Source organism: Pseudomonas sp. BS3782 TE3695 (assembly GCF_050435305.1).
Lineage (GTDB): Bacteria > Pseudomonadota > Gammaproteobacteria > Pseudomonadales > Pseudomonadaceae > Aquipseudomonas.
The window spans coordinates 2,302,014-2,326,833 of sequence record NZ_JBNDKB010000001.1 but is presented as its reverse complement, the minus strand read 5'-3'; the positions used below and the strand labels follow the sequence as shown (position 1 = coordinate 2,326,833).

Below are 24,820 nucleotides of genomic sequence, written 5' to 3'. Positions count from 1 at the left end.
GGGAGCGTGGCTTGCCCGCGAAGAACGATGACGCGGTCTGCCTGATGGACCGCGGCGCAGCCATCGCGGGCAAGCCACGCGCCCACAGAAAAGATTGATTTTCGCCTCACCATAAAAAAGACAATCGGAGACTCGCCATCATGGCTTTGGATTTATTCGTCGTACTCATCTACGCCGCCGCGATGCTGGTGCTCGGCTACTTCGGCATGCGCAAGGCCAAGACCCACGAAGACTATTTGGTCGCCGGTCGCAACCTCGGCCCTGGTCTCTACATGGGCACTATGGCCGCTACCGTCTTGGGTGGTGCATCCACCGTCGGCACCGTGCGCCTGGGCTATGTTCATGGCATCTCCGGTTTCTGGCTCTGCGCCGCACTGGGTTGCGGGATCGTCGCGCTCAACCTGTTCCTCGCCAAACCGCTGCTGAAGCTGAAGGTTTTCACCGTTACCCAAGTGCTGGAAAAGCGTTACAACCCAATGGCTCGTACCGCGAGCGCAACCATCATGCTGGCCTATGCGCTGATGATCGGTGTGACCTCGATCCTGGCGATCGGCACTGTGCTGCAAGTGCTTTTCGGTCTGCCGTTCTGGCTCTCGGTGCTGCTCGGCGGCGGTGTGGTGGTGATCTACTCGACCATTGGTGGCATGTGGTCCCTGACCCTGACTGATATCGTCCAGTTCGGAATCCAGACCGTGGGCCTGATGTTCCTGTTGCTGCCGATCTGTCTGTACCGTGTCGGTGGCTGGGATCAACTGGTTGCCCAATTGCCGGCCGCCAGCTTCAACTTCACCAGCATCGGCTGGGACACCATCATCACCTACTTCCTGATCTACTTCTTTGGCATCCTGATCGGTCAAGACATCTGGCAACGGGTGTTCACCGCACGAAGCGAAAAAGTCGCCAGGTACGCCGGTACATCTGCCGGGATTTACTGCATTGTCTATGGCCTGGTGTGTGCGCTGATCGGCATGGCCGCTCATGTACTGATTCCGGATCTGGACAACGTCAACAATGCCTTTGCCGCCATCGTCAAAGTGTCCTTGCCGGACGGTATCCGCGGCCTGGTCATCGCTGCTGCACTGGCGGCCATGATGTCCACCGCCAGCGCCGGCCTGCTCGCCGCATCCACCACCCTGACCGAAGACCTGCTGCCGAAACTGCGCGGCGGTAAGCAGTCGAACGTAAGCGTCAATCGCCTGTTTACCCTGCTGACGGGCATCGCAGTATTGGGCATTGCTCTGGTGGTCAATGATGTGATCAGCGCACTGACCCTGGCCTATAACCTGTTGGTGGGCGGCATGCTGATCCCGCTGATGGGCGCCATTTACTGGAAACGCGCCACAACAGCCGGTGCGATCACCAGCATGGCGCTGGGCTTCGTTACCGCGCTGGTGTTCATGTTCAAGGACGGTATGGACGCCAACACCCCGATCTACTACAGCCTTGGCGTTGGCCTGGTGAGTTTCGTGGTGGTCAGCTTGCTGTCCCGTCGCCCGGTAGTGGTGGCGAGCGCCGCCTAAACTTAAACATGACGACTTGATGCTTTCTTCGACGGGTGTGGCGTCGGTTGCCACACCCGTTTTTTTTCGCCTGAAGGAATCTGCTTATGAAGATCGTCAGCCGCGACCAGTGGTTCGAGGTCAAACAGCTCAGCGATGGCATCCGCCTGATCCACGAGCCTTACATTAGGCCCTTTTATCGCTGCAACCTCTGGCACATTCAGGGGCGCGACAAGGACTTGCTGCTGGACAGCGGTTCCGGACTGGTCAGCCTGCGCGAGCAATTGCCGTGGATCACCGAACGACCGCTGGTGGCAGTGGCCAGTCATTGCCATTTCGACCACATCGCCGGGCACCACGAATTCCCCGAACGCTTGGTGCACCCGGCTGAAGCGCAGATTCTGGCTTCTCCGGACGGTGAAAACACATTGAGCAGGGCTTTCGTCGGCGACGACATGTTCGAGGCTCACCCCGACTGCCCGCTGTGCTACGCCGAATACCGGGTCAAAGCCGCACCGGCCACGGGTTTTATCGAAGAGGGCGACGTGCTTGATCTCGGTGACCGAGTCCTGCAAGTGCTGCACACGCCGGGGCATTCACCGGGCGGCATCAGCTTGTTTGAAGCGGCGACCGAAACCCTGTTCAGCGGCGACATCATTTACGACGGGCCGCTGATCGAAGACGCCTACCACTCCAACCTCGACGACTATGCCCGCAGCCTGCAACGCTTGCGCGCGCTGCCGATCCGCACCGTGCATGGCGGGCATTTCGGCAGTTTTTCCGGAGAGTATTTGCGCACGATGATAGACGAGTGGCAGCGTCGGCACGCCTGAAGCCTGCTGTACTCAGCATCAGGGATAACAACAATGACGCCCTTGAAGAACAACCATGACCAGAGACGCCGTTCGTACAGCCGTGCACCGCTTCATCAGCCGCCTGCTGGAAAATCAGCATGACTTTGACGACAACTCCAACCTGGTGCAGTTGGGACTGGATAAAGAAGATATTGAAGAGCTGATTTTCCATCTGGAAGATCAACTGGGATTGACAGCATTTATCGCCGAAGAAGACCGGCTGCTCAAGACTGCGACGACCGTCGACGACTTGAGCCGGTTTTTGATTGAGATTGGGCGGTATTGAGATGGGTTGTCAGATACCACCGATATGACGAATGACCTCTGCGGCGCGGGAGCTTGCTCCCGCTCGATTGCGCAGCGATCGCAAGCTGCATCCGTGCTCGACCTGATCCACCTCTGTGGCGATGAATGGGGCCGCTACGCGCCCCAGCGGGAGCAGCTCCCTCGCCACAGGTGATTTGCCAGATTTACCGACGGCGCTGTTGCTGGCGGCGACGTTGTTCGTCGTCAGTGCGAATGGGTATGGGTTGCAGAGGCGGTTCGATCAAACCGAGTGCGACACCCAGGTCATGCAGCCAGTTTTGGATTTTCTCTTTCATGGTGCCCCCTTCAGGGTAGTGCCGAGCGGCTGAAGTTCTGTAGCCCCTTCGCACTGATAATAGTCCGAAGTCCTATGCAATGCTCGTCCAACATCGCAATGATCTGTTACTGAATTGATCCAAATCCCTGATCGTTAGTTCAAGCAATTGCCTGGGCCTGAATGGCTGCCGACGGATAGACCGCCTGCTGCTGTTCGATCCACGCATTCAGGTTGGCCCCGACCATGCCTTTGCGCCACATCAGCCAGGTGGTCGCACTGGCGAACGGCTCGGCCAACGGGTGCACCGCCACACTTTCGCGCCCCGGCAGACTAGCGAGCATCGACTCCGACATCAGCGCCACGCCGGAGCCGGCAATCACGCAGGCAAGCATGCCCGGATAAGACTCGATCTCCATCGCCCGGCCCATGGCCGCATGATCATGGGCGAACCAGGCTTCCAGACGCATCCGATAGGAACACCCCTGCCGAAACGTAAACACCGAACGTCCCTCGACATCCAGCGCGCTATGTACCGGCGGGTGATCGGCTTCGCTGATCAACACCAGCCGTTCGTCGCACAACGGCACGCCGTCGAGCCCGGCCAGTTCCAGCGGGCCGTCCACCAGCGCCGCATCAAGGCGCCCGGTGAGCAAACCTTCGAGCAATTCGCCGCTGGGCCCCGATTGCACCTGCAGGTTTACCGCCGGATAGCTGCGGTGATAGCGCGCCAACAACTCCGGCAAGTGAATCGCGGCGGTGCTGTACATGGTGCCAAGGACGAAATCCCCCGCCGGTTGCCCGCCCTGCACCGCCGCGTGGGCTTCGTCATGTAAAGCGAACAGCTTGGCGGTGTAGTCCAAGAGGACTTTTCCCGCAGGTGACAACTGCAAGCGCTGACGCTCACGTACGAACAGTTCGACACCGAGTTGCTCTTCAAGCTGCTTGAGCCGGGTCGACAGGTTGGACGGCACACGATGCAGGCGTTCAGCAGCGCGGGTGATGGAGCCCTCCTGCGCCACCGCCTGGAAGATCCGCAATTGGCTGAATTCCACATCATTCTCCAAATCAGAACAAGTTTCTCACTATTATTCATTTTTAAAGAAAGTCAATCAGTCCTAGCCTGACGGTCATTGATCCTCGAAACGGAACGCCGACCATGTCCCCTCTGATTCGCTTAACCGCCAGTTTCATCGCCTTGATGATGGCCATGGGCATCGGGCGTTTCGCCCTGACCCCGCAACTGCCGCACTTGCTCAGCGAGGGCCAGATCGACCTGACTGCCGCCGGTCTGATTGCTGCCGCCAACTACCTCGGCTACTTCGTCGGCGCGGTGGACGCGATGTTCGCTCCTCGCCCCGACCAGGTTCGTCGACGCCTGTTCGGTGGTTTGTGGCTCTGTGTGCTGCTGACGCTGGCCTCGTTCTGGGCCGACGGGTTCTGGTCGCATCTGGCATTGCGTTTCGGCACAGGCGTGGCCAGTGCGTGGGTGTTGGTGATGATTACTGCATTGAGTCAACCGTTGGCAGCGACGGCCGGTCGTCCGCGGCTTGGCGCCCTGGTCTTTGCCGGACCGGGTCTGGGGATTTTTCTGACAGGATTATTGGCCTTGGGCTCGAACCTGCTGGGTCAGACGTCCGCGACTTTGTGGCTGGTGTATGCCGGGGTCGGGCTGGTGATGCTGTTGGGAATTCTGCCGTTCCTGCCGCAGCCGGTTGCACCTGTTATGACGACCCTGTCTGCTGCCACATCGGGCGCCCAAGGCGTCGGACATTTACCGGTGATCTACGGGTTATACGGTTTGGGCTACATCATTCCGGCCACTTTCCTCTCGCAAATGGCCAGCGAGCAGTTCCACGGCCAATGGCAAGCCGACCTGTTCTGGCCATGCTTCGGCCTGGCGGCAGCAATCGGGGTAATGTTGGTGAGCCTGCGTCGGCACAACCCGAATGCCACTCGCCATTGGCTGATGGCAACGTTGTGGTTGCAGGCGGGTGGCGTCTTCGCCTGCCTGTTGGGCAGCGGTGCCGGCCTGGCGTTGGGAGTAATCTTGTGTGGCGGACCGTTCCTGGCCTGCATGCAACTGGTGATGCAGCGCTCCCGGGAGCTGGCGCCCCATGCCATCCAGCGCAACGCCGGGCTGCTCACTGCATGCTTCGCCGTGGGTCAGTTCAGCGGGCCCTTACTGGCGGCGCTGAGCAGTCACTTCAGTGGCGGCCTGCAACCTGCATTGCTGATCGCCGGCAGCGGTTTGATCATCGCGGGTGCTTTATTGTTGCGCCCGATCAGGGTTGCCCAAGTGCTTTGCGCAAACGACGGCGGACCCACTGTTCTGCGCTCACAAAAGTGATCCCGAGCAGCACCAACACCGCGCCAATCACGAAGTTCAGGCTCAGTTCTTCGCCCAGCAGCACCACGCCGAATGTGACGCCGAACAGCGGCGTCATGAACGAAAACACCGCCAGGTTCGCCGCCAGATAACGGCGCAGCAGCCAGAACCAGGTCAGGTAACTGAAGAACGACACCACCAACCCTTGGAACAGCACGCTGGCCACGGCCACAGTGGTCAGGCTGACATGGGTGACCTGTCCGCTGAGGATCGCGATCAACAGCAGGCCGACGAAGCCGACAATCAGTTGATAAAACAGCGTCAGCGTCACCGGTGCTTCCGACAAACGCGAGGCGCGCACCACAACAGTGGTCGCGCCCCATGATGCGCCGGCCAGCACGCCCAAAGCGTCGCCCATCAGCATGCGGTGGTCGAGGTTGTCCCACGACACGCCACCGGCAAACGCAATGGCAATGCCGATGAAAGCGAGAACAATCCCCAGCCACTGCACCGGTCTTAAACGTTCACTGGGCAACAGCCAATGCACGCCCAACGCGGTGAAGATCGGCGCGGTATAAAGGAACACCGACATGTGCGCCGCCGTGGTCAATTGCAGGCCTTCGGAAATGAAGAAGAACTCCAGGCCAAACAACGCACCCGCCAGCAAACCGCCGCGCCAGGTAGTGCCAACCTGATCCCAACCGCCCTTCCAGCAGATCAACACGCCGACGAGCAATGCGGAAATACCCGACCGCCCCGCCGCTTGCATGACCGGCGCGATGTCGGGCGCGGCCCACTTGATCATCACCTGCTGCACGCCCCAGATCAGGCACAACCCGACCATCACTTGCAGGGCAAACCCATCGGCGCTACGCCGGGTGGCGCTCACCGGAACACCTCGATAACACAATCCATGGCAATGACTCGACAGTAAAAATAAAGCCCCGGTCTTCTGGTTGAACAGAAGTACCGGGGCGAAAAATTATGCCGTCGATTATTAACCAGATGGACAGAAAAAGGTGTCTGCAAAAGACCTTTAAATCGTTGCTTGCGTCATATGGCGGTCGCGTCCTCCCTGTAGGAGCTGCCGCAGGCTGCGATCTTTTGATCTTGATCTTTTACTGTCAAAAGATCGCAGCCTGCGGCAGCTCCTACAGGGAGCGCGTAGGGTCAGCTGAGCTCGATACGATCAGCGTGAATGACGATCTGGCCGTTCTTGTACAACGCACCGATGGCCTTTTTGAAGTTGCCCTTGCTGACGCCGAACATGCTGCTGATCAGTGTCGGATCGCTCTTGTCGCTGACTGGCAGCGTGCCGTTGTTGTCGCGCAACTTGGCAAGAATCTTCGAGTTCAGGCTGGTGGCAGCTTCCTCGCCCACCGGTTGCAGGCTCAGGCTGATCTTGCCGTCGGCGCGGACTTCTTTGATAAAGCCCTTCTCTTCTTTACCGGCGCGCATGAACTTGAAGATTTCGTTCTTGTGGATCAGGCCCCAATGCTTGTTGTTGATGATTGCCTTGAAGCCCATATCGGTCGCTTCGGCCACCAGCAAATCAACTTCCTGACCCGGGGTGTAATTGGCCGGGGTCTTGTCCAGGTAACGATCCAGACGCGCCGTCGCGGTGATGCGTCGCGTGTGTTTGTCGAGATAAACGTGCACCACGACATACTCGCCGGCCGTCATCTGGCGCTTTTCTTCGGAATACGGCAGCAGCAGATCCTTCGGCAACCCCCAATCCAGGAACACGCCGATGCTGTTGACTTCAACAACTTTCAAACTAGCGAATTCACCGACTTGAACTTTCGGCTTTTCGGTCGTTGCGATAAGTTTGTCATCGCTGTCCAGATAAATAAAAACGTTGAGCCAGTCTTCATCTTCGCTGGGAATATCTTTGGGGATATAACGGTTAGGCAAGAGGATTTCGCCATCCGCGCCACCGTCCAGATATAAACCGAAGTTAGTGTGTTTAACCACTTGCAAACTGTTGTAGCGCCCGACTAAAGCCATGTCCAATACCCTCATTGCGTGGGCGGCATTCTACCCGGTTTTGCGGGCCGCGTTCGGCGGCCGGTCCGGTGGCACAGGAAAATCCGTCGAAGGCCTTAATTTTCTTGGGTTTTACCTGGTGCGCTTGCCCGCTCGTCAGACCATCTGAGTGCCTCGCTCCCTGGCCTGCCCGTCCGAAAAACGCTTTTTCTTCACGGGGGTTCCTAGTTAAAACAGCAGCTTAGGGAACATTGCGAATAATAACTTGCGATAAATCGCATTGCTCCAAGGTGTATTTCGGGAGGATATTTACCAAGCAATTGTCAAGTATTTCCTGTACGATGCTTGGCCAAGTTAATTTCTACAGGTTAATGGCCGCCATGCGTGTAAAAGCATCCAACAGCAAAGCAAAGCCAGCTCCAGCCGTTGAAACCAGCGAATCGATCAACAACCAGATCGCCGCGTTCCTCAAGTCCGGCGGAGAGATCCAGCAAATTGCCAAAGGCGTCAGCGGCCAGACGTTCGGCCCGTCCAAGCAGATCACGCTGGGCAAGAAGTAATTTCTCCCCCGCGTTAACTGGTCCGTAAGCGCTTTGAGCTTCGAAGCGCTTGGACTGGAACCCTCCCGCAATACCTCATAAAACAAATCAATATTTCAAAAATCGACGAACGGCCCTCGATGCCGAACATTCGTCGGTATGCTTGCACGTGTCTGGATCAAGCGTTTCAGCAGGTTTTCAGGACCTGCTCCTCGCTGTTCATGGAGTGACGCATGCTCAAGCCCTCTCTTTTTCTGCTCGGCAGCCTGCTGTGGTATTCGGTCGCCCAAGCACAAGTCTTCCAGCGCGAACTGGGCGATTTCGATCTCAAGCTCGCAACCACCCCCAGCCGCAGCATGGCCCAAGGGCTGGTCAAACCTTCGGCGACCGGCTCATTCCATGGCGGCCTCGACCTGAGCCACGACAGCGGCTTCTACGTAGGTCAATGGTCCCCCAGCATGGGACTGAGCCCGTCGAGCAACCTTGAAGTCGATTCCTACATGGGCTTTAAACAGCCTTTCGATCACTCCCTCGGCTACGAAGTGGGCATGATCCATTACAGCTACCCGCAAGTGGACACCCTAGACAGCCAAGAGCTGTTCGGCGGCCTTACCCTGCTGGGCAGTCGCTTCGGCGCGGCCTTCAGCAACGACCCCGACAAACAGAACAGCACCCTGTTCGCCGACCTCAGTGGCAATCAGCCGTTCGGCATCGGGCTCAGCCTGAAATACACCACCCACCAACTCAACACGCCGGTGTCCGTCGACGATGGGTATGTAGGCAGTTTTACCGACTGGTCAGTGAAATTGTCCCGACCGTTCATGGGCATCGATCTGGACTTGATCTACAGTGATTCAAGCCTGAGCGGCAGCGATTGTTCCGCCTATTCTGGCCACAATGCCCAGTGCGACGGCCTGGTGACGCTCAAGGCTGCGCACAGCTTCTATTAATCGGCTGAACCGCCGGGCTTATCCCGCGATCACACAAGAGAACCCTAAAGAAACCAGGTCTTCGCAAGGACTCGTCATGTCGCACTGGTTGAAGCAGATCAGCGTCATCCTCACCCTTAGCCTTACCGTCGCCGCGTGTAGCCGCGTGGGCCTGGCTTACCGCAACCTCGACGTGATCATTCCCTGGACGCTCAGCGACTATCTGGAGATGAATCACGAACAAAAAGACTGGTTCAATGAGCGCCTCAAAGAACACCTGAGCTGGCACTGCACCACGCAATTGCCCGGTTACCTCGACTGGCTGGATCGTTTGCAGGCCATGGTCGAGGCCAACCAGATCACCGACGCCGCATTGCAAACCCGCACCCAGGAAGCCAAACAGGCCATCGCCGATACCGCCCGGGAAATCACGCCGTCGGCCATCGAACTGTTACAGGGCCTTGATGACAAGCAAGTCGCGGAAATGAACGATGCCTTCGCCAAGGACCAGCGCAAACGCCAGGAGGCCTACCTCAAACCGTCTCTGGAACAACAGATCAGAGAACGGAGCAAGCGCATGGAAAAACGCTTGAATGACTGGCTCGGCCCACTCAGCCCAAGCCAGCAGCAACGGGTCGCGGCCTGGTCGAATGCCTTGGGTGATCAGAATAAGCAATGGATTGCCAACCGCGCCCATTGGCAACAGCAATTCAGCGCAGCAGTCGCGCAGCGGCAGAGTCCAGAATTCCCACAACGAATCGAGACACTTCTGGTAAATCGCGAGAGTTTGTGGACGCCGGCTTACCGCGAGGCCTATGCCAACACCGAAGCCCAGGCTCGGGTGTTGCTGGTGGACGTGATGGCCGAGAGCACACCGGTTCAACGTGAACGGTTGCTGCAAAAGATTGAAGGCGTGCGCAAGGATTTCACTGATTTGAAATGCCTGAAAGCGGCGCGGAAAGACTAGAAAATCAAAAGATCGCAGCCTTCGGCAGCTCCTACAGAATGTGTGTCCGCCCGATGTTTGAGGGTGTACGCGACTCCATGTAGGAGCTGCCGAAGCCTGCGATCTTTTGCTGTCGCTACAAAATCAGGCAATCTGCGCCTTCGACGCCAGCTCATCAAATGTCAGCTCCTCCAGCGGATCTTCCTGCTCATCCAGCACCTGCCGCGGATGCTCATTACCCGGAATGCTGCTGTCGATCAGGCTCAACAAACTCGAGCCCCGAGGCGTCAAAATGTAGTTCTCGCCATTCCCACCCTGATCCTCGGGCCGAGGCTCGATATAGCCCCGCTGCAGCAGTAGTTTTTCATACTCGCCAGCCACGGTTTTCAGGTGATCCAGATTCTCGAACGGCTCACCCGCGGCAGCTTTCTGCGCCGCATACTGCTCGGCATAAGGCCGAGGAGTGAAACTGTGGCCAGCGCCGTTCTGCACTTCATGCAGCAAGCGCTCCATCAAATCCCAGTTATAAGTCGTCATCCTGATCAACCTCCAAGTGCCCGCGAGTGAAATGGCCTTCATAGGTTGTGACCGACAGGGAGGGCGGCCGTTCAGCCTGGTTATTTCACCCTACCGACCAGCGGTATGTCGAATAAGGCGCAGGCCAAACGACTAGGCTGTGTAAGACAGTTTACCCCTCTGCGCGGATCGACTTTCGCCACAGCATGCAGGAGAAATCACCATGAACATTCAGAACCATCCGGTCGTGTCCCGAGAAGAATGGCTCGCTGCCCGCAAACAACACCTGGCCCACGAAAAAGCCTTCACCAAGGAACGAGACAAACTCAGCGCCGAACGCCGTGCCCTGCCCTGGGTGAAAATCGACAAACCCTACCGCTTCCAGGGACCCAACGGCGAACTGAGCCTGGCCGACCTGTTCGGCGGCCGCAGCCAATTGATCATCTACCACTTCATGTTCGCCGCTGGCTGGGACGAAGGCTGCCCAGGTTGCTCATTCCTGTCCGACCACATCGACGGCGCCAACCAACACCTGGCCCACCATGACGTGGCCGTGGTCGCTGTTTCCCACGCACCGTTCGCCGAATTCCAACCGTTCAAGCAGCGCATGGGCTGGAAATTCGACTGGGTCTCGTCCGAAGGCTGCGACTTCAACTATGACTTTGGCGTCTCAGCCCGGGCCGAAGACGTCGCCGCCGGAAAAGCTACCTACAACTACGAAAAATCCGACGGCGCCGAAGAAGAACTCCCTGGGCTCAGCGTGTTTTATCGCAATGAAGCGGGGGAGATTTTTCACACCTATTCAACGTATGCCCGAGGTTTGGATTTGCTGGTGGGGGCCTATAACTATCTGGACCTCACGCCCAAGGGGCGTAATGAAGAGGAGATTATGGATTGGGTGCGGCATCACGATCGGTATGAGGACAAGGCGCCGGCCAGTTGCTGTCATGAGGGGTAGATTGCTTGATCCGGGTTGGTCACAGCATCCGTGAACACCACCAATCCCCTGTGGGAGCGAGCTTGCCCGGGTAGAAACCGGAGACATCCTTTACGTTTTAAACCGGAAAACATCGCCTTTCGCGCCGAGATCGGTTGCGACACGGTGGTGCTTTCCGACTTCTCCAAAATGCTAGCCATTCCGTTACGCGATGGCTGTGATTTGATGGATGTGATTGGTCGACGGTTGCGGGCGCAGGTTGCGGAGTGAATGAAAATGGGCGGCCTGTGGGTCGCCCGTTTCTGTCACTGAACTTTTTTCGCCCTTCAGCCCTCAACCGGATAACCCGCCTTAACCGGAACCGAGGCCTGATTTTATGAAACCCCTGCTCAAACTCGCCCTCGCCGCCACCCTCACCTGCGCCCTCCCCGTTTGGGCCTGCCCGCCCGACGAAGCCACCGCCAAGCGCGAACAATTGGCCAGGGAAGTCGCCAAGATCACGGAGCAGAACCCGGCCAAGGCCAAGGAAATCAATGACGAGTTGAAGAAGATGGACCTGGAGACGGCCAGCAAGGATTTGCCGGACAAGTGCCAGTTGATTGATCAGCGTCTCAAGGAGCTGGAGTCGGCGGAGAAGAAAGCCAAGAGTTAAACCGCAAGATCAAAAGATCGCAGCCTTCGGCAGCTCCTACACGGGTTTGAGCGTGCAGCTGTAAGAGCTGATGCGATTTTTTGACGTAAAAAAACCCGGACACTGTCCGGGTTTTTTATGGGAACGCTACCGCGCCTTATTCAGCAGCCGGCGCTTCCGGCTTGCGGCGTTTCAAAGGCGCCATGCCATCCTTGCTGACCAGCGACAGGGCGTCGGTTTTCGGGCGGTTGGCGATCTTGCGCTTGGTCGGGGCCTTGGCGCCGGTTTTCTTCTTGTCGCCTTTGGCATCGACCTTTTTCTTCTTCACACCAACGGCTTTGCCCGAGGCCTTGACCTTTTTCGGTCCGCCGTAGGTGCCTTTGACTTCCTTGATGGTGCGGCGCTCGAAGCTCTGCTTGAGGTAGCGCTCGACGCTCGACATCAGGTTCCAGTCGCCATGGCAGATCAGCGAGATGGCCAGGCCATCGTTGCCGGCACGACCGGTGCGACCGATGCGGTGAACGTATTCGTCGCCGCTGCGCGGCATGTCGAAGTTGATCACCAGGTCCAGGCCTTCCACGTCCAGGCCACGGGCGGCGACGTCGGTGGCCACGAGGATCTTCACGCCGCCCTGCTTCAGACGGTCGATGGCCAGTTTGCGGTCTTTCTGGTCTTTGTCACCGTGCAGCACGAACGCTTTGTATTCCTGCGCCACCAGACGGCCATAAATACGGTCGGCCATGGCCCGGGTGTTGGTGAACACGATGGCCTTCTGATAGGTCTCGTTGGCCAGCAGCCAGTTCACGATCTGTTCTTTGTGCTGATTGTGGTCGGCGGTGATGATCTGCTGACGAGTGGTGGCGTTCAGATCGCTGACGTTGTTCAGCTGCAAGTGTTCAGGGTTGTTCAGCACCTTGGCGACCATCTCGCGCAGGCCCGAACCGCCGGTGGTGGCGGAGAACAGCATGGTCTGCTGACGGTTGGTGCACTCTTCCACCAGACGCTGCACGTCTTCGGCAAAGCCCATGTCGAGCATGCGGTCGGCTTCGTCGAGCACCAGCACTTCGACTTCTTTGAGGTCGAGGTTGCCGGCGTTCAGTTGCTCGATCATCCGGCCCGGCGTACCGATCAGGATGTCCGGCACCTTGCGCAGCATGGCGGCCTGGACCTTGAAGTCTTCACCGCCGGTGATCAGGCCGGACTTGATGAAGGTGAACTGAGCGAAGCGCTCGACTTCCTTGATGGTCTGCTGGGCCAGCTCGCGGGTCGGCAGCAGGATCAGGGTCTTGATGCTGACGCGGACTTTGGCCGGGCCGATCAAGCGGTTGAGGATCGGCAAAACGAATGCAGCGGTTTTGCCGCTACCGGTTTGCGCTGTCACCCGCAGGTCACGCCCTTGGAGCGCCAGCGGAATAGCCGCTGCTTGCACAGGCGTTGGCTCGACAAATTTAAGCTCGGCCACGGCTTTGAGCAGGCGTTCGTGCAGGGCGAATTGGGAAAACACGGGTGCTACCTCGAAGAAATACAAAAAAACAGCTGCATAGGGTAACGGTTTCGAGCGCGAAGGCCGAGTTTCTTTATCCAAATGGCTGCAAACAGTGGTTTTTTTGTCGCCTGTTTTGCCTCAAAACGTCATCCGGAACGTCTTAAATGCTCTAATTGCCCCGTCGTGTCCTACAGAAGAACCGTTTTCACCCATGGATATCAAACAGCTCTGGCTCAACGCCCAAGACCTCTTGGGTGCTCTCGATCAGCACCCGCTCCTGCATTCCACGCTCGCGCTGATGTTGCTGCTGCTGGTGGCGCTGGTACTCGGACGAGTGGCGCGCTACCTCATTCTTCATGCGACCAAAATCCTTGGTCGCCAGCCGTCGTTGCACTGGATCACCGATTTTCGCCACAACAAAGTGTTTCATCGCCTGGCACAGATGACGCCCTCGCTGGTGATCCAGTTCGGCCTGCATTTGGTGCCGGACCTGAGCAAAACCGCCCTTAACTTCCTCGGCAATGTGGCGCTGTCGTTCACCATTCTGTTCCTGGTGCTGGCCGTCAGCGCATTGCTCAATGCCCTGCTGGACATCTATGCCCGCACCGAACACGCCCGCACCCGCTCGATCAAGGGCTACGTGCAACTGGCGAAAATGGTGTTGTTCGTGTTTGGCGCGATCATCATCGTCGCCACGTTGATCGACCGTTCGCCGCTGTTACTGCTGTCGGGTCTGGGCGCCATGTCGGCGGTGATCCTGTTGGTCTACAAAGACACCCTGCTGTCGTTCGTCGCCAGTGTGCAACTGACCAGCAACGACATGCTGCGGGTCGGCGACTGGATCGAGATGCCACAAGTCGGTGCCGACGGTGACGTGGTGGACATCACCTTGCACACGGTCAAGGTGCAGAATTTCGACAAGACGATTGTGTCGATCCCGACCTGGCGCCTGATGTCCGAGTCGTTCAAGAACTGGCGCGGCATGCAGCAGTCCGGTGGCCGCCGGATCAAGCGCAGCTTGTTCATCGACGCCAGCGGCGTGCGGTTCATTCGCGATGATGAAGAGCTGAAGCTGTCCCAGGTGCATCTGCTGACCGACTACATCAACCGCAAACAGGCCGAACTCAAGGCCTGGAACGAAGCTCAGGGCAACGTCGCGGCGATGTCGGCCAACCGTCGACGGATGACCAACATCGGCACCTTTCGCGCCTATGCGCTGGCCTATCTGAAGAGTCACACGGAAATCCAGCCGAACATGACCTGCATGGTTCGCCAGATGCAGACCACCGCTCAGGGCATCCCGCTGGAAATCTACTGCTTCACCCGCACCACCGTGTGGGCTGATTACGAGCGGATACAGGGGGATATTTTCGATTACCTGCTGGCGGTATTGCCGGAGTTTGGCTTGAGCCTTTATCAGCAGCCGAGCGGCGGGGATTTGCGGTCGGGGTTGCTCCCGGCGGTGCTCGGCGCGAGCCACATTCCCGAGCCGGAAAAACACATCATGTAGCACCACATATCTCTTTGTGGGAGCGGGCTTGCTCGCGAAGGCGGAGTGTCAGCCGACATCTATGTTGAATGTCATACCGCATTCGCGAGCAAGCCCGCTCCCACAAGGGATTAGTGTGCAGCCGCCGGCCGGCGAACACCCAACCGACTAATCCACACCGCCATCAGAATCACCGACCCACCAAACAACAACCGCCCCAGCTCTTCATGCTGATTCCAGATCAGCAAGTTGATCAGCAACCCCACCGGCACGTGCAAATTGTTCATCACCGCCAGCGTCCCGCCGTTCACCAGGCACGCGCCCTTGTTCCACCAGTACAAACCCAGCGCGGTCGAGACCAGGCCGAGGAACAGCAGCACGCCCCATTGCAGCGGTGCTTCGGGCAGGAAGTTGTGTTTGCCGAACAGCAGAAACGCCGGCAACGCCACCGCCAATGCGCCCAGGTAGAAGTATCCGAAGCGCCGGTAATGCGGCAGATCGCTCGGATGGCAGGCCACCAGATGTTTGTAGAGCACCTGCCCGGCGGCGTAGGTGAAGTTGGCGAGTTGCAGCAGCAGGAAACCCATGAAGAAATCCGGGTTGATCCGGTCAAAGCGAATCACTGCCGCCCCGAGTACCGCCACCAATGCCGCGATCAAGGCCCAGGGATTGAAGCGCCGGTTCAGCGCGTCTTCGATCAAGGTCACGTGCAATGGCGTGAGGATGGTGAACAGCAACACTTCCGGCACCGTCAGCACCCGGAAGCTCAGGTACAGGCAGACGTATGTCACGCCGAACTGCAACGCGCCGATCAGCAACATCCCGCGCATGAACGCCGGCTCGACCTGACGCCAGCGCGTCAGCGGAATGAACACCAGCCCCGCCAGCAGCACCCGCACCAGCACCGCGAAGTAACTGTCGACATGCCCGGCCAGGTATTCGCCGATCAAGCTGAAGGAAAACGCCTGGATCAGCGTGACAAAAAGTAGATAGCCCATGCTCGCCTCATTTCGAATGGCGGCGACGATAGCGTTTTTTGCCCTTCATCGCGAACAGTCAGGTAATACACAACCCCCTGTGGGAGCGGGCTTGCCCGCGAATGCGGTGGGTCAGGCAACATTAATGTCGACTGACACGCCCTCTTCGCGAGCAAGCCCGCTCCCACAGGGGGTTGTGTGTCCGCTTAGCAAATCGCAGGCAAAAAAAGCCCGATCTCGCTAATGCGTTCAATCGGGCTAGAGCACTCAGGAGCAACAAGTGCAAAGGGAGGTTCGATGCGCGTACAGGCTTGAAGGGTTGCGCCAGGTCACTAGACCATCCAGCGATTATCTGGCGATTAACGGCTCAGGCGACCTGGGAAAGCTTGGCGTTGGCCTGGTTCAGGCCTTTCTCCTGGAAGTCACCGCCCAGGTTCATGCCTTCGGCGTGAATGAACGTGACGTCGTGGATGCCGATGAAGGCCATGACCTGGCGCAGGTACGGTTCCTGGTGATCGGCGGTGCTGCCGGCATAGATCCCGCCGCGAGCGGTCAGCACATAGGCGCGCTTGCCGCTGAGCAAACCTTGTGGGCCGGTTTCGGTGTACTTGAAGGTCACACCGGCACGCAGCACGTGGTCGAGCCAGGCTTTGAGGGTGCTCGGAATGGCGAAGTTGTACATCGGCGCGGCCATTACCAGTACATCAGCGGCCAATAGCTCATCTGTCAGCAAGTTGGAGCGATCCAACGAGGCCTGCTCGATGTCGTTGCGTTGTTCGGCAGGTTTCATCCAGCCGCCCAGCAGGTTGATGTCCAGGTGCGGCACCGGCGTGGTGGCCAGGTCACGGACGGTGATCTGGTCGGCCGGGTGTGCGGTTTTCCATTGGCTGATGAAGGTCTGGGTCAGTTGGCGGGAAACCGAGTCTTGCTGACGGGCGCTGCTTTCGATGATCAGAACGCGGGACATGGGATGTAGCCTCCATCTGAGAATGCTGTAGGTCGATGGAGTGAAGATTAAACAGAGTCATATCGATGAAAAAGCGCAAATAACTGCTATAAACCATCGATAAATTCGTTTATAAGCGATGCATGTTCTGTGGGAGCGGCTGTGGCGAGGGGGGCTTGACCCCCGTTTGAGTGCAAAGCACTCACAAGATCTTTGCTATATCAGATTTTTTGGGGCTGCTTCGCAGCCCAACGGGGCGATGCGGCGTTCCGACAAGCCCCCTCGCCACAGCTCCCACAGCCGCTCGATGTCATTTCGGCGTGCAGGTCAGGTTGATACGCATCTTGATGATGGTGCGGGTGAACTTGGCGGTGGCGTTTTTGTGTTTACCGGCAGGCACTTCGATTGTGCGGTTACGCGGCGCTTCCGGGCCATTGTTGAAAACAACCTTACAGATCGCATCGGTGCTGCCGTAGTTGTTCACCTGAATGGAGGCGATATCGGCATCTGTATCAAAGGCGTTGTAGTCGATGCTCAAGCCGTTCAATTGCTTTTGAACGTCGATCGGATAGGCAAACGCAGTCAGCGGCAACATCGCCAACGCCGCACAACCCGCCATCACACAACAAAGTTTTTTCATTCAGCAGCCTCCAATAGGGACTGCCAGCTTAGGACAAGAGGAGCTCAACATGAAAGCGCCCCGCGTGACCCTTGATCAATGGCGAACATTGCAAGCCGTGGTCGATCATGGCGGTTTCGCCCAGGCCGCCGAAGCGCTGCACCGCTCGCAATCGTCGGTCAGCTACACCGTAGCGCGCATGCAGGACCAGCTCGGCGTGCCGCTGTTGCGCATCGACGGGCGCAAAGCGGTGCTCACCGAAGCCGGCGGCGTGTTGTTGCGTCGTTCCCGGCAACTGGTGAAACAGGCCAGCCAACTGGAAGACCTGGCCCATCACATGGAGCAAGGCTGGGAAGCGGAAGTGCGGCTGGTGGTCGACGCTGCCTACCCCAGCGCCCGCCTTGTTCGCGCACTGACCGCGTTCATGCCACAAAGCCGTGGCTGCCGGGTGCGTCTGCGCGAAGAAGTGTTGTCGGGGGTCGAAGAAGTGCTGCTCGAAGGCGTGGCCGATCTGGCCATCACCGGGTTCAGTATTCCCGGCTATCTGGGCGCTGAATTGAGCGACGTCGAATTCATTGCGGTCGCCCACCCCGAGCATTCGTTGCATCGCCTGAATCGCGAATTGAACTTCCAGGACCTGGAAAGCCAGATGCAAGTGGTGATCCGCGACTCCGGCCGTCAGCAACCGCGAGACGTCGGCTGGCTTGGCGCCGAGCAACGCTGGACCGTCGGTAGCCTGGCCACCGCCGCGACGTTCGTCAGCAGCGGCCTGGGCTTCGCCTGGCTGCCCCGGCACATGATCGAGCGCGAACTCAAGGAAGGTACGCTCAAAGTGCTACCGTTGGACCAGGGCGGCAGCCGCAACCCGAGCTTCTATCTGTATTCGAACAAGGACAAACCCTTGGGCCCGGCGACGCAGATTCTCATCGAACTGCTGCGCACCTTCGATACCGCGCCGCTGGATGCGCCTTTCGCCGCCCCTGAACAAGCCTGACACGGAGTGTACCCATGGCCTATTTCGAACATGAAGGTTGCAACCTGCACTATGAGGAATATGGCCATGGCACGCCGTTGCTGCTGGTTCACGGATTGGGCTCCAGCACCCTGGACTGGGAAATGCAGATCCCGGCGCTCGCGGCCCACTATCGGGTAATCGTCCCGGACATACGCGGCCACGGGCGCTCCGACAAACCCCGCGAGCGCTACAGCATCGCGGGGTTCAGCGCCGACCTGATCGCGCTGATCGAACATTTGAATCTGGGTCCCGTTCATCTTGTGGGGCTTTCGATGGGTGGCATGATCGCTTTTCAATTGGCCGTCGATCAGCCGCAACTGCTCAAGAGCCTGTGCATCGTCAACAGCGCGCCCGAGGTCAAACGGCGCAGCCGTAACGATTACTGGCAGTGGTTAAAACGCTGGAGCCTGATGCGCGCGCTGAGCATGGGCACCATCGGCAAGGCCTTGGGCGCCAAGCTGTTTCCCAGGCCCGAACAAGCTTCGTTACGACAAAAAATAGCGGCGCGCTGGGCAAAAAACGACAAACGTGCTTATCTCGCCAGCTTCGATGCCATCGTTGGCTGGGGGGTTCAGGAACGACTTTCCAGGGTGTCCTGTCCAACCCTCATCGTCAGCGCCGACCGTGACTACACCCCGGTCGCACTGAAAGAAACCTATGTAAAGCTGCTGCCCGATGCGCGGCTGGTGGTGATCGCCGACTCGCGCCACGCCACCCCGCTGGATCAACCCGAACGCTTCAACCAAACGCTGCTCGAATTTCTCACCGCAGTCGACACCACTACTCAGGATCACTGACTTATGCTGAAAAAAATCGCCCTCGTTGCCGGCTCCGTTCTGTTTGCCGCCAACCTGATGGCCGCCACGCCCGCCAAGGCGCCGCACGTGCTGCTGGAAACCACCAACGGCCAGATCGAAATCGAACTGGACCCGGTCAAGGCACCGGTCAGTACCAAGAATTTCCTTGAGTACGTCGACAGCGGCTTTTACAACAACACCATTTTTCACCGTGTGATTCCTGGCTTCATGGTCCAGGGCGGCGGTTTCACACAACAGATGCAGCAAAAAGAAACCAAGGCGCCGATCAAGAACGAATCCAAAAACGGCCTGCATAACGTGCGTGGCACGCTGTCCATGGCTCGTACTTCCGCTCCGGATTCGGCCACCAGCCAGTTTTTCATCAACGTCAAAGACAATGACTTTCTCGACCAGGGCGACGGCTATGCCGTGTTCGGTAAAGTCGTTAAAGGGATGGACGTGGTCGATGTCATCGTCAACTCCCAGACCACCACCAAAGGCGGCATGAAAGACGTGCCGGCCGACCCGGTCTTCATCAAGTCGGCCAAACGCATAGACTAATCTGCACAGGAGTGCTTGAGCGGCTGTCGGTCTTGGCGCCGCTCATATCGTTTAAAGGAGAGCCCGTGCGCGGGCGGAGAACTGATGCTTTATCGCCGTTTTGAAAAACTGATCGACATATTCCGCGATGCACCGACGGCGGCTCCGCCGGATCGGGTTCTCCCCTTCTACACCTATTACCTGAAGCAGGTCTGGCCGAGTTTCGCCGTCCTGCTGATCGTCGGCCTGTTCGGCGCGCTGATCGAAGTGGCGCTGTTCAGCTACCTGAGCCGCATCATCGATCTCGCCCAAGGCACGCCCAACGTCGACTTCTTCAGGGAACATGGCATCGAACTGGCTTGGATGGCGGTGGTGGCGCTGGTCCTGCGCCCGATATTCGTCGGCTTGCATGACTTGCTGGTACACCAGACCTTGAGTCCCAGCCTGACCAGCCTGATCCGCTGGCAAAACCACAGTTATGTGCTCAAACAGAGCCTCAATTTCTTCCAGAACGATTTTGCCGGACGCATCGCCCAACGCATCATGCAGACCGGCAACTCGTTGCGCGATTCGGCTGTGCAAGCGGTGGACGCGCTATGGCATGTGCTGATCTACGCGATCAGTTCGCTGGTGCTGTTCGCCGAAGCCGACTGGCGCCTGATGATCCCGCTGCTGACCTGGATCGCCGCCTTCATCGGCGCCCTCTACTACTTCGTGCCACGGGTCAAGGAACGCTCGGTGGTGTCATCCGATGCCCGCTCCAAACTCATGGGACGGATCGTTGATGGTTACACCAACATCACCACCCTGAAGCTGTTCGCCCACACCAATTTCGAGCAGCAATACGCCCGCGAAGCGATCAAGGAACAAACCGAAAAAGCCCAACTGGCTGGCCGTGTGGTGACCAGCATGGACGTGGCCATCACCAGCATGAACGGCCTGCTGATCGTCAGCACTACCGGCCTCGCGTTGTGGCTGTGGACGCAATCGTTGATCACCGTAGGCGCAATTGCATTGGCCACGGGCCTGGTGATCCGCATCGTCAACATGTCTGGCTGGATCATGTGGGTGGTGACGGGCATCTTCGAAAACATCGGCATGGTTCAGGACGGTTTGCAGACCATTTCCCAGCCAGTCAGCATCACCGACCGCGAGCAGGCCAAGCCGTTGAACGTGGCGCGTGGAGAGGTGCGTTTCGATCACGTCGATTTTCACTACGGCAAGAAAAGCGGGATCATCAGCGACCTCAACCTGACGATCAAACCCGGCGAAAAAATCGGCCTGATCGGCCCGTCCGGTGCCGGCAAATCGACGTTGGTCAATCTGCTGCTGCGCCTCTATGACGTACAAGGCGGGCGGATTCTCATCGACGGCCAGAACATCGCCGAGGTCGGTCAGGAGAGCTTGCGTGAACGCATCGGTATGATCACCCAGGACACCTCGCTGCTGCACCGTTCGATCCGCGACAATTTGCTGTACGGCAAACCCGACGCCACCGAAGCCGAACTCTGGGAAGCGGTGCACAAGGCCCGCGCCGACGAGTTCATCCCGTTGCTGTCGGACTCCGAAGGCCGCACCGGTTTCGATGCTCACGTCGGTGAACGCGGTGTAAAACTCTCCGGCGGCCAGCGCCAGCGGATCGCCATCGCACGGGTGTTGCTCAAGGACGCACCGATCCTGATCATGGACGAAGCCACCTCGGCGCTGGACTCGGAAGTCGAAGCGGCGATTCAGGAAAGCCTCGAAACCCTGATGCAGGGCAAAACCGTGATCGCCATCGCCCACCGCCTCTCGACCATTGCGCGAATGGACCGCCTGGTGGTGCTGGAAAAGGGCAAGATCGCCGAAACCGGCAGCCACGCCGAACTGCTGGCCCATGGCGGTTTGTATGCGCGGTTGTGGCAGCACCAGACCGGCGGGTTTGTCGGGATCGATTGAGGCAACACCAACCTGTGGGAGCGGGCTTACTCGCGAAGGCGGTGTGTCAGTCGACATCAATGTTGTCTGACACACCGCCTTCGCGAGCAAGCCCGCTCCCACACGGATTACAGCGTCAACACCATCTCATGCCACGCCATCCCGCCATGGTCCGACGCCGAAGGCTTGATGTAGGCAAAACCAAACCCGGCATAGAGTGGAATGTGCCGCTCTTTGCACATCAGGTGGATGCTGGCCTTGTTCAGTGCACGCATGTGCTGGATAAATTCACTCATCAAGCGTTTCGCCAGACCCTGCCCCTGATAGTCCGGATGCACCACCACCGACATGATCACCACGTGCGGGCCGGCCGGGTCGTGGCCAATCAGCTCCTTGAATGCTTCGTTCGACATTTCCACCTCAAACGCCGCACCGGAATTGATGAAACCGGCGACAACGCCATTCACTTCAGCAACGATGAAGCCTTCGGGCCAAGTGGCGATGCGGGTGGCGATTTTCTCGCGGGTGGCGGCTTCATCGCCTTCGTAAGCGACGGTTTCGATGGCATAGCAGCGGTCCAGGTCAGCAGGGCTGACGTGGCGGATGACGGTGTTCATGGCAACTCGGAATCGGCGTGGGAAAGGTTGGGGATCATAAATCAGCATCAATATGACTTCGAGAGGCGAATCATCGATCCGCCGCTCGACCCGTTCATTACGCTTTGAGTGGCAGCCAGATTTCCAGCACGCCGGTATTGAGCTTCGGGTTGAAGTCATCGCTGTAGCGTTCGAACTCCGGCGCATCCGCCGCTTCACGACCGGATTTCGGCAGCCAAGTGTTCCAGATGTATTGAAAGGTCTGGGGCAAGGTATCCAGAGGCCCCTTATGTTCGAAAACTGCATATTTCTGAGGCTGAACTTCAATCCAGCGGTACTTCTCGGGCAGGTCGTCGAGCTTGCTGATTTCGACACCGGCGATGTATTCGAAACCACCCTTGCCATCCGGATTGCAGCAGATGCCGTAGGTTACTTCGCTTTTCTGACCGGGAATTTTTCCCATCTCGGGAATGAATTTCTCCCATAGGTCGGGGATCGCTTTGGTCGTATCCGCCGTAAATCGTCCACCAAGCCCCGCTATGAGCATGAAGTGCCCGTTTTCAAAGCGTGGCTCGGCCGTTTCGACGCCTGTTTGCTCATCCATGACTCAACTCCTGGTACAAAAGGTGGGTTCGGCTGGGAGTATAGAAGCCAAACCCGATTCGCCCAGTTACAGTGCGTGCAACTGTTCGATGGCGCCTGGGCCGATGAACTCGTTGTAACCCGATAGAATCACGTAGACCGCGAAATAGCAGAAGATCGCTGCCGATGCCATGTAGGAATAACGCAGCAGTTTGTCCCCGAGCAACTTGCCGCCATGGCTCGCCGCGAAGCACAGACCGACACACCAGAGCACACCGGCGCACAAGAAGCCGCCAAGGAACAGCGCCGAGCTGACCGCGCCACCGCCACCGGAACGGGCGATCAGTGTGCCGCCCACCGCGGCGAACCATAGAATGGCGCTAGGCGATGACATGGCGAGAAAAATCCCGCGAAAAAACTCACGACGATGCGAGTTGTGCCCCACTTCCGGGGTCTGCGCCAACAGCGCTTCATGATGAATCGCCGAATAAATCATCTTCGCCGCGAAATACAGCAGCAGCGCCGAGCCGCCGATCCACAGCACCCAACGCACGGTTTCGTATTGCAGCAATACGGTCATCCCGGCCAACGCCAGCACGGCGTAAATCAGATCGCCGACACACGTTCCCAATCCCAGCGCAAAGCCTTGGAAATAGCCGCGCTGCATTGCCAGCGTGATCATCGCGATATTGGCCACGCCGATGTCCAGGCACAGCGAAAGGCTCAGCAAAAAGCCGCTGGTAAACTCCATCAACCGATTTCCTTCGCAAAATTTGTTTACATAGACGCTGGACAGTCTGCCACAGCAGCCCTTACATTCCGCCACAGGCCACCGCAGTGGCCAGCGTCGCTCGGACGGTTCCGGGCGCTTACGTTATCCGAGGCAACAATGGCCGAACAAGGTTCGCCGCGCCGCTTTGCGCGCATAGATCGACTCCCCCCTTACGTTTTCAACATCACTGCCGAGCTGAAGATGGCCGCCCGTCGTCGTGGCGAAGACATCATCGACTTGAGCATGGGCAACCCCGACGGCGCCACGCCGCCGCACATTGTCGAAAAACTCGTTACGGTTGCCCAGCGTGAAGACACCCACGGCTATTCCACGTCCAAAGGGATTCCGCGCCTGCGTCGGGCGATCTCCAATTGGTACAAGGATCGCTACGAAGTCGAGATCGACCCGGAAACCGAAGCCATCGTCACCATCGGTTCCAAGGAAGGTCTGGCACATTTGATGCTGGCCACCCTAGACCAGGGCGACACCGTATTGGTGCCGAACCCCAGCTATCCGATTCACATCTATGGTGCCGTGATTGCCGGCGCCCAGGTGCGCTCGGTGCCGCTGATCCCTGGCGTGGACTTCTTCGCCGAGCTGGAACGGGCGATTCGCGGCTCGATCCCGAAACCGAAAATGATGATCCTCGGCTTCCCGTCCAACCCCACCGCCCAGTGCGTGGAGCTGGACTTCTTTGAGCGGGTGATCGCCCTCGCCAAACAGTACGATGTTTTGGTGGTGCATGACCTGGCCTATGCCGACATCGTGTACGACGGCTGGAAAGCCCCGTCGATCATGCAAGTGCCGGGCGCCAAGGACATCGCGGTGGAGTTTTTCACCCTGTCCAAGAGCTACAACATGGCCGGCTGGCGCATTGGTTTCATGGTCGGCAACCCGGAACTGGTCAACGCCCTGGCACGGATCAAGAGCTACCACGACTACGGCACCTTTACCCCGCTGCAAGTCGCGGCGATTGCGGCACTGGAAGGCGATCAGCAATGTGTCAAAGACATCGCCGATCAGTATCGGCAGCGTCGTAATGTACTGGTCAAAGGCTTGCATGAACTGGGCTGGATGGTCGAAAACCCGAAAGCATCGATGTATGTCTGGGCCAAGATTCCCGAGGCTTATGCACACATGGGTTCGCTGGAATTCGCCAAGAAATTGCTGGCCGAAGCCAAGGTCTGTGTCTCGCCGGGCGTTGGGTTTGGCGAGTATGGGGATGATCATGTGCGCTTCGCGCTGATCGAAAACCAGGACCGGATTCGTCAGGCCGTGCGCGGGATTCGCGGAATGTTCCGGGCGGATGGGTTGGTTCAGAAAACCAATATCTGACAC

29 protein-coding genes are annotated in these 24,820 nt (G+C 58.3%); 17 read left to right on the top strand and 12 right to left on the bottom strand.

The window, feature by feature from the left end; all coding sequences use genetic code 11:
• Positions 1 to 140 precede the first annotated feature (140 nt).
• From ABH909_RS10605 to ABH909_RS10595, 3 genes are all read left to right on the top strand, one after another.
• Positions 141 to 1,520, top strand: a complete 1,380-nt coding sequence (locus tag ABH909_RS10605; protein ID WP_429432909.1) for a sodium:solute symporter — start codon at positions 141 to 143, stop codon at positions 1,518 to 1,520.
• A gap of 86 nt (positions 1,521 to 1,606) precedes the next feature.
• Positions 1,607 to 2,332, top strand: coding sequence for an MBL fold metallo-hydrolase (locus tag ABH909_RS10600; RefSeq protein ID WP_429432907.1), 726 nt, complete (start codon positions 1,607 to 1,609; stop codon positions 2,330 to 2,332).
• Positions 2,333 to 2,387: 55 nt separating this feature from the next.
• Positions 2,388 to 2,639 (top strand): acyl carrier protein, encoded by a 252-nt coding sequence (locus ABH909_RS10595; protein WP_429432905.1) that lies wholly within the window; start codon positions 2,388 to 2,390, stop codon positions 2,637 to 2,639.
• 184 nt (positions 2,640 to 2,823) lie between these two features.
• Here ABH909_RS10595 and ABH909_RS10590 read toward each other — a convergent pair whose 3' ends face one another.
• Positions 2,824 to 2,955, bottom strand: a complete 132-nt coding sequence (locus ABH909_RS10590; RefSeq protein WP_256348862.1) for a PA1414 family protein — start codon at positions 2,953 to 2,955, stop codon at positions 2,824 to 2,826.
• A 139-nt stretch (positions 2,956 to 3,094) separates the two neighbouring features.
• Positions 3,095 to 3,988 (bottom strand): putrescine utilization regulator PtrR, encoded by an 894-nt coding sequence (ptrR, locus tag ABH909_RS10585; protein WP_429432903.1) that lies wholly within the window; start codon positions 3,986 to 3,988, stop codon positions 3,095 to 3,097.
• Positions 3,989 to 4,092: 104 nt separating this feature from the next.
• On the opposite strand from ptrR, the gene ABH909_RS10580 reads away from it, so the two are divergent.
• Entirely contained in the window at positions 4,093 to 5,283 is a 1,191-nt protein-coding gene (locus ABH909_RS10580; RefSeq protein WP_429432901.1) for an MFS transporter, read from the top strand.
• Here ABH909_RS10580 and ABH909_RS10575 read toward each other — a convergent pair.
• Both ABH909_RS10575 and ABH909_RS10570 read right to left on the bottom strand, forming a co-directional pair.
• Complete coding sequence (locus tag ABH909_RS10575) at positions 5,219 to 6,151, bottom strand: DMT family transporter (RefSeq protein WP_429432899.1); 933 nt, start codon at positions 6,149 to 6,151, stop codon at positions 5,219 to 5,221. The genes ABH909_RS10580 and ABH909_RS10575 overlap by 65 nt on opposite strands.
• Before the next feature lie 281 nt (positions 6,152 to 6,432).
• Complete coding sequence (locus ABH909_RS10570; RefSeq protein WP_030131899.1) at positions 6,433 to 7,269, bottom strand: CvfB family protein; 837 nt, start codon at positions 7,267 to 7,269, stop codon at positions 6,433 to 6,435.
• On the opposite strand from ABH909_RS10570, the gene ABH909_RS10565 reads away from it, so the two are divergent.
• The 4 genes from ABH909_RS10565 to ABH909_RS10550 all read left to right on the top strand — a co-directional run bounded on the left by ABH909_RS10565 (position 7,268) and on the right by ABH909_RS10550 (position 9,683).
• Positions 7,268 to 7,417: a hypothetical protein gene (locus ABH909_RS10565; protein WP_429432897.1), complete on the top strand. Its 150-nt coding sequence runs from the start codon at positions 7,268 to 7,270 to the stop codon at positions 7,415 to 7,417. The two genes, ABH909_RS10570 and ABH909_RS10565, sit on opposite strands and share 2 nt — an antisense overlap.
• Before the next feature lie 202 nt (positions 7,418 to 7,619).
• Positions 7,620 to 7,808: a hypothetical protein gene (locus ABH909_RS10560; RefSeq protein ID WP_017337097.1), complete on the top strand. Its 189-nt coding sequence runs from the start codon at positions 7,620 to 7,622 to the stop codon at positions 7,806 to 7,808.
• A gap of 212 nt (positions 7,809 to 8,020) precedes the next feature.
• Positions 8,021 to 8,737, top strand: coding sequence for a TorF family putative porin (locus ABH909_RS10555; protein WP_429432895.1), 717 nt, complete (start codon positions 8,021 to 8,023; stop codon positions 8,735 to 8,737).
• A gap of 76 nt (positions 8,738 to 8,813) precedes the next feature.
• Positions 8,814 to 9,683: a DUF6279 family lipoprotein gene (locus ABH909_RS10550; RefSeq protein WP_429432893.1), complete on the top strand. Its 870-nt coding sequence runs from the start codon at positions 8,814 to 8,816 to the stop codon at positions 9,681 to 9,683.
• 123 nt (positions 9,684 to 9,806) lie between these two features.
• Here the strand turns inward: ABH909_RS10550 and ABH909_RS10545 are convergent, their stop codons facing one another.
• Positions 9,807 to 10,199: a transcriptional regulator gene (locus ABH909_RS10545; RefSeq protein WP_429432891.1), complete on the bottom strand. Its 393-nt coding sequence runs from the start codon at positions 10,197 to 10,199 to the stop codon at positions 9,807 to 9,809.
• A 202-nt stretch (positions 10,200 to 10,401) separates the two neighbouring features.
• Here ABH909_RS10545 and ABH909_RS10540 point away from each other — a divergent pair, with 202 nt between their 5' ends.
• From ABH909_RS10540 to ABH909_RS10530, 3 genes are all read left to right on the top strand, one after another.
• Positions 10,402 to 11,136, top strand: coding sequence for a DUF899 domain-containing protein (locus tag ABH909_RS10540; RefSeq protein ID WP_429432889.1), 735 nt, complete (start codon positions 10,402 to 10,404; stop codon positions 11,134 to 11,136).
• Between the two features lie 48 nt (positions 11,137 to 11,184).
• Entirely contained in the window at positions 11,185 to 11,385 is a 201-nt protein-coding gene (locus ABH909_RS10535; protein ID WP_429439823.1) for a hypothetical protein, read from the top strand.
• A 106-nt stretch (positions 11,386 to 11,491) separates the two neighbouring features.
• Complete coding sequence (locus ABH909_RS10530; RefSeq protein ID WP_429432887.1) at positions 11,492 to 11,767, top strand: hypothetical protein; 276 nt, start codon at positions 11,492 to 11,494, stop codon at positions 11,765 to 11,767.
• 136 nt (positions 11,768 to 11,903) lie between these two features.
• Here ABH909_RS10530 and ABH909_RS10525 read toward each other — a convergent pair whose 3' ends face one another.
• A complete protein-coding gene (locus ABH909_RS10525; protein ID WP_008153197.1) occupies positions 11,904 to 13,250 on the bottom strand; it encodes a DEAD/DEAH box helicase in 1,347 nt (448 codons plus the stop codon).
• Between the two features lie 193 nt (positions 13,251 to 13,443).
• Here ABH909_RS10525 and ABH909_RS10520 point away from each other — a divergent pair, with 193 nt between their 5' ends.
• Positions 13,444 to 14,742: a mechanosensitive ion channel family protein gene (locus tag ABH909_RS10520; protein ID WP_429432885.1), complete on the top strand. Its 1,299-nt coding sequence runs from the start codon at positions 13,444 to 13,446 to the stop codon at positions 14,740 to 14,742.
• A 110-nt stretch (positions 14,743 to 14,852) separates the two neighbouring features.
• Here the strand turns inward: ABH909_RS10520 and ABH909_RS10515 are convergent, their stop codons facing one another.
• The 3 genes from ABH909_RS10515 to ABH909_RS10505 form a co-directional block, all read right to left on the bottom strand.
• Positions 14,853 to 15,719, bottom strand: a complete 867-nt coding sequence (locus tag ABH909_RS10515; protein WP_429432883.1) for a carboxylate/amino acid/amine transporter — start codon at positions 15,717 to 15,719, stop codon at positions 14,853 to 14,855.
• 346 nt (positions 15,720 to 16,065) lie between these two features.
• On the bottom strand, positions 16,066 to 16,665 hold the full coding sequence (locus ABH909_RS10510; protein ID WP_429432881.1) for an FMN-dependent NADH-azoreductase: 600 nt from the start codon (positions 16,663 to 16,665) through the stop codon (positions 16,066 to 16,068).
• Positions 16,666 to 16,954: 289 nt separating this feature from the next.
• On the bottom strand, positions 16,955 to 17,284 hold the full coding sequence (locus tag ABH909_RS10505) for a 3-phosphoglycerate kinase (protein WP_218397845.1): 330 nt from the start codon (positions 17,282 to 17,284) through the stop codon (positions 16,955 to 16,957).
• 49 nt (positions 17,285 to 17,333) lie between these two features.
• On the opposite strand from ABH909_RS10505, the gene ABH909_RS10500 reads away from it, so the two are divergent.
• The 4 genes from ABH909_RS10500 (at position 17,334) to ABH909_RS10485 (ending at position 21,553) form a co-directional block, all read left to right on the top strand.
• Positions 17,334 to 18,257: a LysR family transcriptional regulator gene (locus ABH909_RS10500; RefSeq protein ID WP_008069097.1), complete on the top strand. Its 924-nt coding sequence runs from the start codon at positions 17,334 to 17,336 to the stop codon at positions 18,255 to 18,257.
• Positions 18,258 to 18,271: 14 nt separating this feature from the next.
• Positions 18,272 to 19,075 (top strand): alpha/beta fold hydrolase, encoded by an 804-nt coding sequence (locus ABH909_RS10495; RefSeq protein WP_429432879.1) that lies wholly within the window; start codon positions 18,272 to 18,274, stop codon positions 19,073 to 19,075.
• Between the two features lie 3 nt (positions 19,076 to 19,078).
• Positions 19,079 to 19,636 carry a peptidylprolyl isomerase gene (locus ABH909_RS10490; RefSeq protein ID WP_429432877.1) on the top strand — a complete coding sequence of 186 codons (558 nt, stop codon included), beginning with the start codon at positions 19,079 to 19,081 and terminating at the stop codon, positions 19,634 to 19,636.
• Between the two features lie 84 nt (positions 19,637 to 19,720).
• A complete protein-coding gene (locus ABH909_RS10485) occupies positions 19,721 to 21,553 on the top strand; it encodes an ABC transporter ATP-binding protein (protein WP_429432875.1) in 1,833 nt (610 codons plus the stop codon).
• A 107-nt stretch (positions 21,554 to 21,660) separates the two neighbouring features.
• Here the strand turns inward: ABH909_RS10485 and ABH909_RS10480 are convergent, their stop codons facing one another.
• From ABH909_RS10480 to ABH909_RS10470, 3 genes are all read right to left on the bottom strand, one after another.
• Complete coding sequence (locus tag ABH909_RS10480) at positions 21,661 to 22,149, bottom strand: GNAT family N-acetyltransferase (protein ID WP_429432873.1); 489 nt, start codon at positions 22,147 to 22,149, stop codon at positions 21,661 to 21,663.
• Between the two features lie 97 nt (positions 22,150 to 22,246).
• Positions 22,247 to 22,732, bottom strand: a complete 486-nt coding sequence (locus ABH909_RS10475) for a GyrI-like domain-containing protein (protein ID WP_429432871.1) — start codon at positions 22,730 to 22,732, stop codon at positions 22,247 to 22,249.
• A 66-nt stretch (positions 22,733 to 22,798) separates the two neighbouring features.
• Positions 22,799 to 23,461 (bottom strand): LysE family translocator, encoded by a 663-nt coding sequence (locus ABH909_RS10470; protein ID WP_429432869.1) that lies wholly within the window; start codon positions 23,459 to 23,461, stop codon positions 22,799 to 22,801.
• A gap of 138 nt (positions 23,462 to 23,599) precedes the next feature.
• Here ABH909_RS10470 and alaC point away from each other — a divergent pair, with 138 nt between their 5' ends.
• Positions 23,600 to 24,817 (top strand): alanine transaminase, encoded by a 1,218-nt coding sequence (alaC, locus tag ABH909_RS10465; RefSeq protein WP_429432867.1) that lies wholly within the window; start codon positions 23,600 to 23,602, stop codon positions 24,815 to 24,817.
• Positions 24,818 to 24,820: the final 3 nt, after the last annotated feature.